At 72.0% G+C, this 15,533-nt stretch carries 11 protein-coding genes and 1 pseudogene; 6 read left to right on the top strand and 6 right to left on the bottom strand.

Annotated elements, in window-relative coordinates:
- Positions 1-716 (top strand): annotated as a pseudogene (locus AC1DWC_RS17115) (hypothetical protein); the annotation flags it as partial.
- 15 nt (positions 717-731) lie between these two features.
- On the opposite strand, the gene AC1DWC_RS17110 reads toward AC1DWC_RS17115, so the two are convergent.
- The 3 genes from AC1DWC_RS17110 to AC1DWC_RS17100 are packed head-to-tail and all read right to left on the bottom strand — an operon-like array spanning position 732 to position 3,012.
- On the bottom strand, positions 732-1,157 hold the full coding sequence (locus AC1DWC_RS17110) for a hypothetical protein (protein WP_477909905.1): 426 nt from the start codon (positions 1,155-1,157) through the stop codon (positions 732-734).
- A gap of 47 nt (positions 1,158-1,204) precedes the next feature.
- Complete coding sequence (locus tag AC1DWC_RS17105; RefSeq protein WP_477909903.1) at positions 1,205-2,413, bottom strand: DUF418 domain-containing protein; 1,209 nt, start codon at positions 2,411-2,413, stop codon at positions 1,205-1,207.
- Positions 2,410-3,012 (bottom strand): TetR/AcrR family transcriptional regulator, encoded by a 603-nt coding sequence (locus tag AC1DWC_RS17100; RefSeq protein ID WP_477909901.1) that lies wholly within the window; start codon positions 3,010-3,012, stop codon positions 2,410-2,412. The genes AC1DWC_RS17105 and AC1DWC_RS17100 overlap by 4 nt, the downstream gene beginning before the upstream one ends.
- Positions 3,013-3,314: 302 nt before the next feature.
- Here AC1DWC_RS17100 and AC1DWC_RS17095 point away from each other — a divergent pair, with 302 nt between their 5' ends.
- Together AC1DWC_RS17095 and AC1DWC_RS17090 are read left to right on the top strand one after the other, a co-directional pair.
- Positions 3,315-3,683 carry a WhiB family transcriptional regulator gene (locus AC1DWC_RS17095; protein WP_477909899.1) on the top strand — a complete coding sequence of 123 codons (369 nt, stop codon included), beginning with the start codon at positions 3,315-3,317 and terminating at the stop codon, positions 3,681-3,683.
- 318 nt (positions 3,684-4,001) lie between these two features.
- Complete coding sequence (locus AC1DWC_RS17090; protein WP_477909897.1) at positions 4,002-5,567, top strand: DUF4185 domain-containing protein; 1,566 nt, start codon at positions 4,002-4,004, stop codon at positions 5,565-5,567.
- A gap of 16 nt (positions 5,568-5,583) precedes the next feature.
- On the opposite strand, the gene AC1DWC_RS17085 is transcribed toward AC1DWC_RS17090, so the two are convergent.
- On the bottom strand, positions 5,584-6,450 hold the full coding sequence (locus AC1DWC_RS17085; RefSeq protein WP_477909895.1) for an alpha/beta fold hydrolase: 867 nt from the start codon (positions 6,448-6,450) through the stop codon (positions 5,584-5,586).
- Positions 6,451-6,494: 44 nt separating this feature from the next.
- On the bottom strand, positions 6,495-7,943 hold the full coding sequence (locus AC1DWC_RS17080; protein WP_072846513.1) for a CCA tRNA nucleotidyltransferase: 1,449 nt from the start codon (positions 7,941-7,943) through the stop codon (positions 6,495-6,497).
- Between the two features lie 2 nt (positions 7,944-7,945).
- On the opposite strand from AC1DWC_RS17080, the gene AC1DWC_RS17075 reads away from it, so the two are divergent.
- Together AC1DWC_RS17075 and AC1DWC_RS17070 are read left to right on the top strand one after the other, a co-directional pair.
- The gene (locus tag AC1DWC_RS17075) at positions 7,946-8,836 is read left to right on the top strand and encodes an NUDIX hydrolase (protein WP_477909911.1); all 891 of its coding nucleotides are present in this window, start codon (positions 7,946-7,948) and stop codon (positions 8,834-8,836) included.
- Complete coding sequence (locus AC1DWC_RS17070; protein WP_477909893.1) at positions 8,833-11,250, top strand: glycoprotein; 2,418 nt, start codon at positions 8,833-8,835, stop codon at positions 11,248-11,250. The genes AC1DWC_RS17075 and AC1DWC_RS17070 overlap by 4 nt, the downstream gene beginning before the upstream one ends.
- Before the next feature lie 391 nt (positions 11,251-11,641).
- Here AC1DWC_RS17070 and AC1DWC_RS17065 read toward each other — a convergent pair whose 3' ends face one another.
- A complete protein-coding gene (locus tag AC1DWC_RS17065; RefSeq protein WP_477909891.1) occupies positions 11,642-11,860 on the bottom strand; it encodes a hypothetical protein in 219 nt (72 codons plus the stop codon).
- Here AC1DWC_RS17065 and murJ point away from each other — a divergent pair.
- On the top strand, positions 11,844-15,440 hold the full coding sequence (murJ, locus tag AC1DWC_RS17060; protein WP_477909889.1) for a murein biosynthesis integral membrane protein MurJ: 3,597 nt from the start codon (positions 11,844-11,846) through the stop codon (positions 15,438-15,440). The two genes, AC1DWC_RS17065 and murJ, sit on opposite strands and share 17 nt — an antisense overlap.
- Positions 15,441-15,533: the final 93 nt, after the last annotated feature.

The following is a 15,533-nucleotide window of genomic DNA, read 5'->3' as shown; positions in this document are numbered from 1 at the left end:
GCTCCGCGGTGGGCGCCGTCGCCGCGGCCCGGTTCGCCCCGCGCGGTCTCGGCCCCGGCGATGCCGACCGACCCACGGCCGCACCCACCCGGAGGGCCGCCGTGCGCGCCGTCGCGGCCGGCCTGCGAACCGGCGCGACGGCGGTGTGGCGGGCGCCCGGGGTCACCACCGCGATGTGCGGCATCGGGGCGCACCGGATCGTGTTCGGCATCGACACCCTGGTGATGGTGCTGGTGTTGCGGGACCCCGCCGCCCAGGGCTCGCTGCCGGGTGGCCTCGCCGGCTTCGGCGTCGCGGTCGGCGCCACCGCGGCCGGGATGCTGCTGGCCGCGGCCCTCGCCCCGTTCCTGATACCCCGGCTCGGCCGGCCCCGCACGGTCGCGCTGGCGCTGGTGGCCGCCATCGTCGTGCAGCTGACCCTCATCTCCGCGCTCACCCAGCCGATGCTGTTGGCGGGCGCATTCCTGCTCGGCCTGGCCGGCCAGACCATCAAGCTCACCGGCGACGCCGCCATGCAGATCGACATCGACGACGCCCGCCGGGGACAGGTGTTCGCGTTGCAGGACACCGTGTTCAACGTCGCGTTCATCGCCGCGATCGCCGCGGCGGCGACGGTGATCGCGCCCGACGGCCGGTCGCTGGGGCTGGTGCTCGCCGGCGCCGGGGTGTACGCGCTCGGCCTCGCGGCGGTCGCCGCGAACTCCCTGCGGCGGTAGCGCCCCGGCCGCCGGTCAGTCGCCGGGCCGCGGCGGGTGTCGCCGGACGGCGTCGAGGCGACCGTCGCCGTCGGTGTCCGACACGGTCACCTCCGACGTCCCGTCACGGTCCTCGTCCACCAGCACCGAGTGCGGGTCCGGGCCCCAGGACCACCCCGCCGGTTCCGGTTCCCACTCGTCGGCCGGTCCGGGCACCTCGTGGTCCCAGGTCCCCAGGCCGCTCGGGTCGGTGAAGTATCGGGTGCCGGGGCCGTCCACGTCGAGCACGGACCGGTCGGCACGGCCGTCCCCGTCGCTGTCCCACATGGCGTCGTCGAGCAGGCCGTCGCCGTCGAAGTCCAGGCGGACCGCGTCGGTCGCGTCGTCGGCACCGATGCCCAAGTCCGCCACCGACTCCCAGACGGACGGGTCGCCGTCGCCGGTTCCGAACGCGTACTCCACCACGAAGCCCATACGTGTTGGACGCGGGAGGGTGCCCTGAGGTTCCGCTACCGCGCACGCCAGGGCGGGATCGCGGCGAGGGTGGCGGCGCGCAGCACCCACTCCGCGGGGCCGTAACGGTGCCCGCGCAGCCACCGTCGACTCAGCTCCGCCTGGCACAGGAAGACCGCCGGCACAACGGCCAGGACCACCGGTGGCGACAGCCGGTCCACCAGCCCGAGGCCGTAGCCGGTGAACAGCACGCCAAGCACCACCGACTGGAGCAGGTAGTTGGTCAGCGCGATCCGGCCCATCGGGGCCAGCGCCCTCTCGATCCGTCCGCCCCGGACGGTCTGGAACAGCAGCAGGGCGGCCACGACGTACGACGCGGTGAGCCCCGGGGCCGTCAGCTGGCCGAGGCCGAACGCGAACGTCTCAAGGCCTCCACCCGGCGCGTAGGCCGCGGCCAGCGCGTACGCGACCGCGCCCGTCAACCCGACCGGCAACCCCAGCAACAGGATTCGGCGCATCAGCGGCCGGTACCCGTCCAGGTCCGCGAACACCCGCAGCCGGCCCGCGGCGAACCCGAACAGGAACATCGCCATCGCACTCGGCGCCTGCAGTGCCGCTACCGCCGCGAGCGTCGAGGGAAGGTGCCCGGAGTGGAACCCGAGTGTCGCTGCCGCATCGCCACCGAATCCGACCAGCTTGGCCGTCACGTCCGACGAGGGGGTGCCGCCGGCGTCACCCTCGGCGAGTTGCGCCAGCCCCAGCAGCATCCAGACGACGCCGACCGCAAGCACCACACCGATGCCGACCTTGATCGCCCGGGCGGGGGACATCCCCCGGCAGGCGAGCAGGGCCAGCCCCAGAACCGCGTAGGTGGAGAGGATCTCCCCGTAGTAGAGCACCGCGCCGTGCACCAGTCCGATGACGAGCAGCGCGCCCTGGCGCCGCAACATCCGGGGTACGAAGGCGGTCCCGGTGCGCTCCGCGGCCGCCATCTGCAGGGTGAAGCTGTACCCGAACAGGAACGAGAACAGCAGGTAGAACTTCGTCTCGAACAGCAGCGCAACCACGAAGCGCAGCGCGTGGTCCAGCCCGGAGTCGAAGGCCGGGTTCGACGACGGCGATGCGTAGTAGGGGTCCGCGAACGCCCAGATGTTGACCGCGAGGATGCCGAACAGGGCGAACCCCCGAAGCGCATCCACGTTGAGGAGCCGAGGCGGCGGTGCGGACTCACCCGACACCGCAACGTTTTCGGTCCGGTCGCTCACGCGACGACGCCTCCGAGCAGCTGCGCGACGACGCGCCGGAGCACGGCGGCCTGTGCGGGTGCGTCGAAATCGGGATCGGCCGCGACCCGCGCGAACATGCCGTCGACGAGTGCGGCCAGCCAGGTGGCCGCGTGCTCCGCCGACAACGTGGTGCTCAGCTGACCTGCGGCATCCGCCCTGCGCACCAGCGCAGCGAGGCCACCCCGGAACGCGATGTCATTGGCCTTGAAACGCGCCGCGACCTCGTCGTCGCGATGCGCCACCGCCGAGATCTCCAACGCCAGACCGGAATACACCGGATCCCCGGCGAGTCGGCAGACCTCGTCGAGCAGGACGAGCAGTGCCCCGAAGGGGTCGTCCGCCTGGGCCAGCTCCGCCATCGACGCGTTCGTCTCGGCACCGTCGCGCTCGACGAGAGCCAACAGCACAGCATGCTTGGTGGGGAAGTAGTGGAACAGGTTGCCCGAACTCATTCCCGCCAGCGCACAGATGTCCGCCGTCCGCGTGGCGGCAAACCCACGCTCCGCGAAGCACCGTGCCGCGGCGTCGAGGATCGCCGCTGCCTTCGCCGCTCGGGCGTCAACGTCAACCGTGCGCATTTCGGCACTCCTCTCGCCTCCGGAGGAATAATACATTGAGCAGTCACTTAATCAATGGACCCCGGGCCGTCCGGGTAGAGCGCCGCCCGGCCGGCCCGTCGCGTTGCCACACGACGCCAAGCAGGCCGTGCATGGGGCGTCATGCGTTCATTCAAATCCTGGACGATCGTCCAGGATGCGTAATCTGACGGCAGTCTGGCGTTTAACTCTTCGCCCTACTCTTCCCCTTGTCGTGGTCACGCGAATTTTGACTCGCACACTCAGCACCGCACCGGATTTCCCGCAGAACAAGGACAGGCGCTATGAGCAGCATCAAGATTGGTGGCCCCGCGGCGACACAATCGCCCGAGATCCCCGCCACCTGGCGAGCGTTCGCGCGGTGCATCGACAACCCGGACCGGATGTTCGTGCGAGGGGCCGCCCAGCACGAGGCGGTCACGATCTGTCGCCACTGCCCCGTGGCCGCGCCGTGCGGCGCCGACGCCCTCGACAGTCGCACCGAGTTCGGGGTGTGGGGCGGGATGACCGAACGCCGGCGCAGGGCCCTGTTGAAGGACCATCCCGACATCGAGTCCTGGGCCGACTTCTTTGCCTCGCGCCGACCGGAGTCGACGACGACACGACTTGGGTCGACGTCTTGCCAGAACACGAGAAACCGTCCGCACGACTAGAAGAAGTCACCACTCGGCAAGAAGGAGAAATACATGTCATCGTCAGACCTGTCTGATCTGCTCGGAGCGTTCAAGACCATCCTCGACGTGGTCGACAAGCTGTCGACCGGACTTGGCAGCTGAGCCCGACGCTGCCTGCCGGCCCGAAACTCGCCGCCCGGCGGGTCGGTCGTTCGATCGGCCCGCGACGGTAGGTCCAACTGGGTGACCGCCGGGAATTGGTGACGAATCTTCCGGTCAGCCTCTGCTACTTTCTCCAGACACCTCGAGGTCGGCGTACCGCAGCGCCGAGCGATCGTGGAATGGACTGGGGGCGTTGTGATCCGTCGTATCGGTGCACCACTGTGCGCGCTGACCCTCGCGATCTCCGGCTCGCTGCTGACCGACTCGCCTGCCACGGCCGCGCCGACCGCGGCGCCGACCAACGCCTGCGGCGAGACCGGCTTCGACCCGTCGGCCGCGGACAGCGGGCAGACCACGGGGCCGCCGAGCCTGGACCTCAAGTACCCGTGGCCGGAAATCGTCCCGGTGCCCGTCCCCGATCCGCCCCAGGACCTCACCCGGGTGCCGCAGGCACCGCTGCCCGCCGACCCGTGTGCCGACCCGTGCCCGGACCTCACCGACCCCGCACCGGAGCAGCCGGACGCCGGCTCGTCGGAGTCGTCCGGGTCGGGTTCCGCGAGCTCGTCGGGGTCGAGTTCCTCGGGCTCGTCCGGGTCCTCGGCGGGCTCGTCCGGGTCGGGTTCCGGCTCGCTGGGCCTGCAGGTGCCGCGGATCTCCATCGGCCCCGACCCCGAGCCGATCCCGATTCCGATCCCCGGCCCCGCCCAGCCCCTGCCCCCGGCACCGACGCCGCAGTCGCCGCCCACCGAACCCGGCCCGGCCGCTCCGGTCGCGCCCGCGGCCGAGGTCGGCGAGGTCTCCCTGATCGCCCAGCTCACCGGGCAGGGGTCGATCAACCGCACCGACAAGCGCTGGCAGGTCAACGGCACCGACCTCGGCATCACCTGGGAGTCCGGCCCCGGCGAGGTGTCCGTGGTGTTCGGCGACACCTTCGGCAAGGGCTGGACTCCGCCCGGCGCCAACGGCTCCGACTGGCGGTCGAATGTGTTGGGCCACAGCACTGATCGCGACCTGTCCGACGGCATGACGATCGACTCGATGGTGCAGGACAGCCGCTGCCACGCCGTCGAGGTGCTCGGCAGCCGCAAGGTCAAGAACTGGGAGACCACGACCATCCCCACGTCCGGGTTCGCGATCGGCGACCGGCAGTACATGAGCTACATGTCGGTGCGGCGCTGGAGCATGGTCCCCGGCATGTGGTACACCAACCGCGGCGGCATCGCCTACTCCGACGACCGGGGCCAGACCTGGACGAAGGACCCGTACGCCAACTGGGAGAACCTGTTCGGGCGCAACCACTTCCAGGTGGCCAGCATGGTTCCGGCCGGCGACCACGTGTACATGTTCGGCACCCCGAACGGCCGGCTCGGCACCGTCGCGCTGGCCCGGGCGCCCAAGGACCAGGTGCTGAACAAGTCCGCGTACCAGTACTGGGTGGACGGCACCTGGAGCCCCGTCGGGGAGGCGTCACCCACCCCGGTGATGTCCGGTACCGCGGCCGAGCTGTCGGTGCGCTACGACGCCGAGCGCGACCTCTGGCAGATGAGCTACCTGGACACCGTGGCCGGCGCAATAGTGTTGCGGCAGGCCGACAGTCCGCAGGGCGCGTGGACCGCCGGGGTGCCGATGGTGCGCGCCGCGGACTACCCCAAGATGTACGGCGGCTTCATCCACCCGTGGTCCACCGAGGACGACCTGTACTTCACGATGTCGGAGTGGGACAGCTACAACGTCTACCTGATGCACGCGAAGCTGAACTGACGCAACGTTTTTCGGCTCATCCGAGCAGCTGCTCGACGAGTTCCGCGAGGCGCTCGGGGACCTCCAGCGACGGCCAGTGCCCGACGTCGGGGAGCATCGTCACCCGCGTCTGCGGGCGCAGGTCGAGCAGGTGCGCCGGCATGTCCTTCGTCGCGATGGGGTCGAGCGCGCCCCAGACCAGGCCCAGCGGGCCGGCGTACTCCACCAGCGCCGCGGTCCACCGCGGTTGGTGCTGACGCCGCTCGAGGAGGTAGCGGTTCTGGCGCGGCAGCAGTCGGCCGCCGGAGTTGCGCTCGATCGCCTGCACCAGCGCGTCGATCGCGCCCGGCGGCGCCGGCGCAGCGGGGGAGAAGCTGCGCTCGAGGGAACGCGCGAGCAGGCGTCGCGGGGGCGAGATGGGCAGCGCCCGCCCCGGCAACCGGAGCATCCCCCGCTGGGCGGGCGTCAGCTGCGCGAGGTCGATGAAGATCGAGCCGTTGGTCAACACAACCTGCTCCACCACGAACCCGAGTCCGCCGTGGTTGTGGCGGTGCATCAGCTCCGCGACGACGGTGTCGCCCATGTCGTGGCCGAGGAGGATGCACCGACCGATGTCCAACCGCGCCAACACCGTCTCGACCAGGTCCGCCTGCTCGAAGAGCGAGTAGCGCGCGACCGCAGGCTTGTCGGAGAGCCCGAAGCCCAGCAGGTCCAGCAGGACCACCCGGCGGCCGGCGCCGAGCAGTTCCGCGACCCGCGCGAAGTCGTGCGACGAACCGGGGAACCCGTGCACGATCACCACCGGCGGGCCGGCGCCCGCCCCCACCTCGACGACGAAGATGCGGTCCGCGCCGACGGTGAGGTACCGCCCGCGCGCCTGCCAGGCCTGCAGATCCGTCGTCATGAGCGGACTCCTCCGGTGGGCGCACCGGGCGCCCGGGAACCAGCCTACGTCTGCTGCTGCCACCACTTCAGCAGCTCGGCCTCGGCCTCGTCGCGGCTGAGCGGGCCGCGGTCCAGGCGCAGCTCCTTGAGGAAGTTCCAGGCCTTGCCGACCTCGGGGCCGGCGGGGATGCCGAGCAGCTCCATGATCGCGTTGCCGTCGAGGTCCGGGCGCACCCGCGCCAGGTCCTCCTGCTCGGCGAGCCGGGCGATCCGCTGCTCGAGGTCGTCGTAGGTGGCCTGCAGTTTGGCGGCGCGCCGCTTGTTGCGGGTGGTGCAGTCGGCCCGGACCAGCTTGTGCAGCCGCGGCAGCAGGTCGCCGGCGTCGTTGACGTACCGGCGCACCGCCGAGTCGGTCCACTGGCCCTCGCCGTAGCCGTGGAACCTCAGGTGCAGGAACACCAGCTGGCCGACGTCGTCGATCATCTGCTTGGAGTACTTCAGCGCCCTCATCCGGCGCCGGACCATCTTGGCGCCGACCACCTCGTGGTGGTGGAAGCTGACGCCGCCGCCGGGCTCGTTGCGCTTGGTGTCGGGCTTGCCGATGTCGTGCAGGATCGCCGCCCAGCGCAGCACCAGGTCCGGGTCGCCGTCCTCGAGGTCGATCGCCTGCTGCAGCACGGTGAGGGAGTGCTGGTAGACGTCCTTGTGCTGGTGGTGCTCGTCGATCTCGAGCTCCATCTCCGGGATCTCGGGGAGCACCCGGGCCGCCAGGCCGGTCTCGCACATGACGTTGATGCCGTCGACCGGGTACTCGCCGAGGATCAGCTTGTCGAGCTCGGCGTGCACACGTTCGGCGGTGATCCGGTCGATCTGGTCGGCCATCGCGACGATCGCCTCGCGGACCCGCGGGGCCAGCGCGAAACCGAGCTGCGAGACGAACCGCGCCGCGCGCAGCATCCGGAGCGGGTCGTCGTTGAACGAGATCTCCGGGGCGGCGGGGGTGTCGAGCACGCCGGCGAGCAGGGCGTCCATCCCGCCGAGCGGGTCGACGAACTCCTGGGTGCCGTCCGCGCCGAGCCGCACGGCCATCGCGTTGACGGTGAAGTCGCGGCGCACCAGGTCCTCCTCGAGGCTGGTGCCGTAGCGGACCTCGGGGTTCCGGGTGACGCCGTCGTACGCGTCGGTGCGGAAGGTGGTGATCTCGATCTGCTGGTCGGCCTTCGCGGCGCTGATCGTGCCGAAGGCGATGCCGGTGTCCCACTGGTTGTCGGCCCAGCCCTTGAGCAGGGCCTGCACCTGCTCCGGTCGCGCGTCGGTGGTGAAGTCCAGGTCGGTGCCGAGCCGGCCGAGAACCGCGTCCCGGACGCTGCCACCGACCAGGTACAGCTCGTGGCCCGCGGCGGCGAACCTCGCACCGAGGGGCGTCAGCACCTCGGAGAGGTCGCGCAGGGTCGCGGTCGCGGCCGAGAGCAGTCGGGCGCGTCGGTCGGCGTCTGGAGTTGGGGAAACCACGACTGTGCAGCTTACCGGCGCGAGCGGAGCCTGCGGAGCGAGCAGGGTGGCGCCGTCGCGGAGCCTGCGGAGCGAGCAGGGTGGCGCCGTCGCGGAGCCTGCGGAGCGAGCAGGGTGGGGGAGCAGCGGAGCCTGCGGAGCGAGCAGGGTGGGGGAGCAGCGGAGCCTGCGGAGCGAGCAGGGTGGCGCCGCGGTGTGGGATTCGGGGCAGGTCCCGCGGGCCAACTAGTATTGATTGGGTGTCTGCTGCCGAACGTGCGAATCGCAGTCGCCGCAACCCGCGGCGACGAAGCGCGCACGGCGAACGCACGAACCAGCGCATGCGTACCGTCCGTGAGACCTCGGCCGGCGGCCTGGTGGTCGACGGGCTCGACGGCCCCCGCGACGAGCAGTGCGCGGCACTGATCGGGCGCACCGACCGGCGGGGCCGGCTGCTGTGGTCGCTGCCGAAGGGACACATCGAGGCGGGGGAGACCGCCGAGCAGACGGCCATGCGTGAGGTGGCCGAGGAGACCGGCATCCAGGGCACGGTGCTCGCCGAACTGGGCAGCATCGACTACTGGTTCGTCACCGACGGCCGGCGCGTGCACAAGACGGTGCACCACTACCTGCTCAGGTTCCAGGGCGGCGAGCTCAGCGACGAGGACGTCGAGGTCACGGAGGTGGCGTGGGTGCCGCTGCTCGAACTCGGGTCGCGGTTGGCGTACGCCGACGAACGCCGGCTCGCCGAGGTCGCGGGGGCGCTGATCGACCGGATGGCTGACTCCCCGACACCGCGTCCCCTGCCCGGCCCGATCCCGCACGACAACCGCGGGTCCCGCGAGGTGACCACCACACGCCGGGGTCCGGTGCGCGGCGGCGGGTCCCGCGAGACGACCGGAAAGCACGGATGAGGACAGCCCTGCGTCGTTTCACCGCGACGACCCTGACCACACTGGCGCTGGCCGCCGCACCGCTCGGATTCACCGCACCGAGCATCGCCGCGCCCAGCAGCGGGAGCCCCACCCCGACCACACCGACGTCCGGCGCCCGGACCACCGGCGCGCAGGCGACGAGTACCGCGCCCGCCGCGGCCCGCGGGACCCAGCAGCAGTTCGTCTCGCTGTCCGTCGACTCGGTCGCGCCGAACGCCGTCACCACCTCCAGCGACCCTTTCGTGACGGTCGGGGGCACCGTCACCAATGTCGGCGACCGGCCGGTCGAGGACGTGCAGGTGCGCCTGCAACGGGCCCCGAAGGTCGCGGCGCCCGCGCAGTTGCGGACCGTGCTCACCGCCGACCAGGAGAACTTCGACACCGTCGGCGCGTTCGACTCGATCGCCGAGAAGCTCGACGTCGGCAGGTCGGTCCCGTTCACCCTCACCCTGCCGCTGCGCTCGGCCACCGGGGCGTCCCTCGACATCACCGACCCGGGCGTCTACCCGCTGCTGGTGAACGTCAACGGCACCCCCGAGTACGGCGGCACGGCACGGCTCGACGACGCCCGTTTCCTGCTGCCGGTGCTCGGCCTGCCCCGCGACCCCAGCGCCGAGGAACCCGACGCCGCACCGGTGCCGCCGTCGACCGCGGACCCGGTGGCCGTGACGCTGATGTGGCCGTTGGCCGACCGTCCGCGGCTGGCGGCGGGAATTCCGGGCTCCACCGACGAGCAGGTGCGGCTGGTCGACGACGACCTGGCCGGCTCCCTCGCGGACGGCGGCCGGCTCGAGCAGCTGCTCGCGGCGGCCGAGTTCGCCACCGGCGACGGCATCGACCGGGAGCACAAGCTGGCGCAGAGCATGTGCCTGGCCGTCGACCCCGACCTGTTGATCACGGTGAGCAACATGACCCGCGGATACCTGGTGGTGGACGACCCGGCGGACCCGACCGGCGCCGCGCACAGCGGTACCGGGCAGGCGGCGGCCGCCGCGTGGCTGGACCGGCTCAAGGCACTGGCCTCGCGGATGTGCACCACCGCCGTCCCGTTCGCCCAGGTCGACCTCGCGGCGCTGCACCGCGTCGGCGACCCGACGCTGGTGGCGCGGGCGCTGGCCACCCCGGCGGACATCGTCGACGGCACCCTCGGGGTGACATCGCTGCGCGGGCTGACCTGGCCGGACTCCGGGGTGCTCGACGCCGAGGCCGCGGCGTCCCTCAACGGCCTGGGTCCGACCGTGCTGCTGGCCGCCAACGCGGTCGCGGGCAACAGTGCCCAGGCGAAGGTGCCGCTGAACGGCGGGAACAACGGCGGCCCGCTGTACGCCGCGCTGTTCGACGTGCCCGCAGGTACCGCGCTCGCGGCCGTCGGCGCCACCCCCCAGACGCCCACCTACACGCCGGCGAGTGCGCGGTACGACCTGACCGGCGACTCCCGGACGGCCCGGCTGCAGGACGCGCTGGGCGCGGTCACCTGGCAGTCGCTGACGGCCCGTCCCGTCGAGGACCGGATGGCCAACCCGGACCCGCGGTCGCTGCTGCTGGTGCCCCCGCAGGAGTGGTCCGTCGACGGCGACGAGGCCCGCACGATGCTGTCCACGGTCTCGACGATGTTGCGCTCGGGCCTGGCCACTTCCCGGCCGCTGGCCGACGTGCTGGACCGCAACATGCCGACGCCCCCGCTCGACCTCGCCTACCCGGAACAGGCGGTCCGCGACGGCGCACCGACGTCGGTGCAGGACGGCGCGTCCGCGTCGGCCCCCGAGATCGAGTCGATCACCGAGACGCTGGTCAACGACCCGCAGTCGGCCCTCACCCCGGTCCGGTTCACCGCGCCGCTGAACGAGGACCTGCTGCGGGCGATGAGCACCTCCGGACGCCGGGACCGGGACCGCGCCTCGGCGACGGTGGCGGCCGACCTGCGGATCGCCCAGGTCCGGCAGGCCCTGGACCGGATCTACGGCGCGGTGACCGTGCTGGCGCCGGGCGGCGCGTACACGCTGGCGTCGGAGCAGAGCCCGCTGCTGCTGGTGGCACGCAACGACCTGCCGGTGGGGATCACGGTCCAGCTGCACGTCTCGGCGCCACCCGAGATGACCGTCACCGACATCGGGGACCAGCAGCTGCCGGCCCGCGGGAGCCGGGCTCTGCAGGTGCCGGCGAAGGTCGAAGGCTCCGGGAAGATGATCGTGGACGTGGCCATGACCACCGTCAACGGCCGCGAGCTCGGCGAGCCGACCGCCGTTTCGATCCGCACGAATGCGTACGGCCGCGCGTTGGCCGTGATCACCGGCTGTGCGGGCGCACTACTGTTGCTTCTTGCGGGACGACGGCTGTGGCACCGGTTCCGGGGCCAGCCGGACCGAGCAGACGAAGGGTACGAACCGCGATGACGGGGAGCATGCAACGACCACCGGGTTCGCCAGGAGCGGAGCCGGCGGAGCGACCCCGTGGCACTGCAGCGGAGCCGGCGGAGCGACCCCGAGGCACCGCAGCGGAGCCGGCGCAACGACCCGGAGGTCCTGCGGCGCAGCGACCCGGGAGGGTCGCGCCCACACCGCCGGCACCCTGGGAGCGGACCCAGCCCGGACTGCCCCGGCACGAGGACGAACCGCGGCGGCAGGCCCCCCAGCAGCACGCGCCCCGCCCCGCCCCGCCCCAGCAGTCCCAACAGCCACAGCAGCCACAGCAGTCGCAGCAGTCACACGAGCCGTACCGGCCGCTCCACCAGTCCGACCAGCCGTACCGCCCGCAGCCCGCGCCACAGCGCGCCGCGCCGCAGCGCTACCAGCCCGGCGACCCCAATCCGACCGCGGCCACCCGGCCGGCCCGCCCCGTCCAGCCGCGGCCGGCGGACCCGCGCCCCGCCGACACCGCCACCCCGCCGCCCGTCGATCCGCCCGAGCCCGAGACGGCCGAGGACGACGAGTCCGGGAACTCGAACTCGTCGCTGATGGCCGCGACCGGCTCGATCGCGGTGGCCACGATGGTCAGCCGGATCACCGGCTTCCTCAAGCAGGTGCTGCTGCTGACCACGCTGGGCGCCGTCACCGCCAGCGCGTTCACCGTCGCCAGCCAGCTGCCGAACATGATCTCCGAGCTGGTGCTCGGCGCGGTCCTGTCCGCGATCGTGGTCCCGGTGCTGGTCCGCGCCGAGAAGGAGGACGACGACGGGGGCGCCGCATTCGTGCGCCGGCTGTTCACCATCGCCGGCCTGGTGCTCGGCGTGGCCGCGGTGGTCGCGGTGCTCAGCGCACCCCTGCTGGTGCGGCTGTTCCTGCCGTCAGACGGCAAGGTCGACCCGGTCCTGACCACCCAATTCGCCTACCTGTTGCTGCCAGCCATCCTGTTCTACGGCCTGTCCGCGCTGCTCACGGCGATCCTCAACACCCGGGGCGTGTTCAAGCCGGGCGCCTGGGCGCCGGTGCTCAACAACTGCGTCGTGCTGGTGGTGCTCGGCGTGTTCTGGGTGATGTCGCGGGGGTCCGACGAGATCACCACCGCGCAGCTGCTGGTCCTCGGGATCGGCGTCACCCTCGGCGTGGTCACCCAGGCCGCCACCCTGCTGCCCGCGATCCGACGACAGGGCATCAGCCTGAAGCCGCTGTGGGGGCTCGACGACCGGCTCAGGCTGTTCGCCGGCATGGGCGTCGCCATCGTGCTGTACGTGCTGATCAGCCAGGTCGGGTTCAGCATCGGCACCCGCATCGCCGCGAGCGTCGACGGGGCCGGGCCGGTCATCTACAACCAGGCCTGGATCCTGCTGCAGCTGCCGTACGGCATCATCGGCGTCACCGTCCTGACCGCGATCATGCCGCGACTGAGCCGCAACGCCGCCGCGGAGGACACCCCGGCCGTCGTCGACGACCTGTCCGTCGCCACCCGGCTGACCATGGTCTCGCTGGTACCGGTGGTGGTGTTCCTGACTTTCGCCGGCCCGCAGGTCGGCCAGGCGCTGTTCGGCTACGGCAACTTCGGCGCGGCCGACGCCGAGCGCCTCGGGCACGCGGTCAGCTGGTCCGCGTTCACACTGATCCCGTACGCACTGGTCCTGATCCACCTGCGAGTCTTCTACGCCCGCGAGCAGGCCTGGACCCCCACCTGGATCATTCTCGGCATCACCGGCGTGAAGGTGGGGCTCTCGCTGCTGGCACCGGTGGTGGCCTCCGACGACACCCAGGTGGTGAGCCTGCTCGGCGTCGCGAACGGTCTCGGTTTCACGGCGGGCGCGATCATCGGCGCCATCCTGCTGCGGCGGAGCCTCGGGTCGTTGCGGATGGCGAACGTCGGCAAGACCGCGTTCCTGGTCGTCGTCGCCTCGCTGGCCGGGTCGATCGCGATGCTCACCGCGGAGGAGCTGCTGGGCCTGGACGAGCTCGGCGACCGCTTCGGCGGCCCGGGCGCCTTCGTCCAGGTCGGGATCTGCGCGGTGCTCATGCTCGGCGTGACGTTCACCCTGCTGCGGTTCGCGGGCATCCCGGAGGTGGTCGCCGCCACGGTGGCGGTCACCCGTCTGGTGAACCGGGCGCGCGGCCGGTCGCCGCAACCGGTGGCCGTCGAGGACTTCACACCGATTCCCGACTACGACGCCGTCACCGTGTTGCTTCCCGCGATCGGCCGTACTCAGGTACTACTTAGGAAAGATCAGCAGCTCCCGTACCCTGGACCAGGGCCTGCGGGGGTGCCAATCACTGCGAGGGAGGGTTCCGGCCAGATGCGTGAAGGAGTGCGGGTGAGCGACGAAGACGTTGCCGGCAGCAAGACCGGTAGTTCGACGACGCACGCGTCCGATCCCGGATCGACAACTCGCACAACCGAACCCACCGAGGCCTCGACCGCTGTCGCGGCACCCGGCAAGACCGGTGCCGACGCCGACAAGGGCGACGCGGGCAAGGGCGAGGCCCGGTCGGTGTCCCGGCCGGCGGCCCCGGTCCGCAAGGCCCCCGAGCGCGACCTCATGGTGGACACCGGCGTCATCCCGATCGGCTCGCCGCCGCTGCCCCCGATGCGCGTCGGCGCGGCGGACACCGCTCCCCGGCAGCCGCGCGGCCCGAAGCTGATCGCCGGCGCGTCCGTCGCCGGTGGCCGCTACCGGCTGCTGGCACCGCACGGCGGGTCCCGTGGCCTCAAGTTCTGGCAGGCCCACGACATCAAGCTCGACCGCGAGGTGGCGCTGACCTTCGTCGACGCCGAGCAGCGCGCCGGCACCGGCGCAGAGGTGGCCGAGGACCCGCAGGCCGTTCTCTCGCGGACCCTCCGACTGGGCCGGATCAACTCGCCCGGTCTCGCCCGCGTCCTCGACGTGGTCCGCGGCAGCTCCGGCGGCATCGTGGTGGCCGAGTGGACCCCGGGCCGCTCCCTCAAGGAGATGTCCGAGACGACACCGTCCCCGATCGGCGCCTCCCGCGCCATTCGCGCGCTGGCGTCCGCGGCGGAGGCCGCACACCGCAGCGGCGGCGCGTTGTCGATCGACCACCCAGACCGGGTCCGTATCTCGGCGGCGGGCGACGCGGTCCTCGCGTTCCCGGCCACCCTCGCCGATGCGGACGCACCGACCGACGTCCGCGGCCTCGGCGCCATGTTGTACGCGCTGATCACCGCGCGCTGGCCGCTCGGCGAGCCGGGTGCGCCCGCGGGTGCACCCGCCGGGCCGGTCGGCGGGATGCCCCCGGCGGACCGCGGCTCCGACGGTGTGCCCGTCGAGCCTCGCGTGATCCGCCCGGAGGTGCCGTTCGAGATCTCCGCGGTGGCGATCCGCGCTCTCGAACAGGGCAGCGGCATCCGCACCGCCGCCACCGTGCAGCACGTGCTGGACCAGGCGTCGGTCGTCGACCAGAAGACCGACCTGATGCCGGCACTGCGGCTCGGCCAGCGCCCCGCGGGCGCGTCCGGGCACGCACTGAGCGATCCCGAGCAGGCGGCGGCGGAACGGCTCAAGAGCAACCGGATGGTGATGGCGCTGGCCGCCCTCGGCGTCCTGACCGTGATCGTGCTGGCGTTCCTCGGCTGGTGGCTGGCGAATGCGCTGGCGGGCGGCGGTTCCAGCGAACCCCTCAACGAGCAGAACATCGGCCTGACCACCAGCGCCGCCGAGCCCGACGGAAACACCACCACGGCCGCCTCGGCGGCCCCGCCGGCGGCCGCGGTCCCGGKGGCGCCGGCCGGTGCCACCGTCTACTCGCCGCAGGGTTCGCCGGACAACCCGAGCACCGCCGCGCTGGCGGTCGACGGCAACACGGCGACCAAGTGGAGCACCGACACCTACTTCCAGCAGTTCCCGTCCTTCAAGACCGGTGTGGGCCTCATGGTCGACCTCGCCGAGCCCACCGCGGTGCGGAACGTGTGGATCGACTCGCCGAGCCCCGGCACCACCGTCGAGATCCGTACGGCCCCCGGCGCCAACTCGGCCCTGGACCAGACCCAGTTGATCGGCACGGCGGTGCTCGGCAAGGGCGTCACCACCATCCCGGTCACCACCGACGGCAACGTCGGCCGGATCCTGGTGTGGGTGACCAAGCTGTCCGAGGACGGCGGGAAGGTCCAGTCGTCGATCTCCGAGGTCGGCTTCAACAAGACCGCGTAGCGCGGGGACCCACCCAGCGCGCCCTCCGGCCGTCGATGTGGTCGAGTTTCAGGACTCGAGACGCGATGGTCGGTTAACATTTCGCGTGCGAAT

The sequence above is a fragment of the Rhodococcus sp. P4_C10 genome, assembly GCF_056402135.1.
The sequence above is the reverse complement of the archived record's forward strand: the minus strand, read 5'-3'. Positions and strand labels throughout refer to the sequence as shown.

Coding starts and splice junctions, on each gene's coding strand:
- AC1DWC_RS17070 (WP_477909893.1), top strand. CDS start 8,833: ATGAGGACAGCCCTGCGTCGTTTCACCGCGACGACCCTGACCACACTG.
- AC1DWC_RS17100 (WP_477909901.1), bottom strand. CDS start 3,012: ATGCGCACGGTTGACGTTGACGCCCGAGCGGCGAAGGCAGCGGCGATC.
- AC1DWC_RS17095 (WP_477909899.1), top strand. CDS start 3,315: ATGAGCAGCATCAAGATTGGTGGCCCCGCGGCGACACAATCGCCCGAG.
- AC1DWC_RS17085 (WP_477909895.1), bottom strand. CDS start 6,450: ATGACGACGGATCTGCAGGCCTGGCAGGCGCGCGGGCGGTACCTCACC.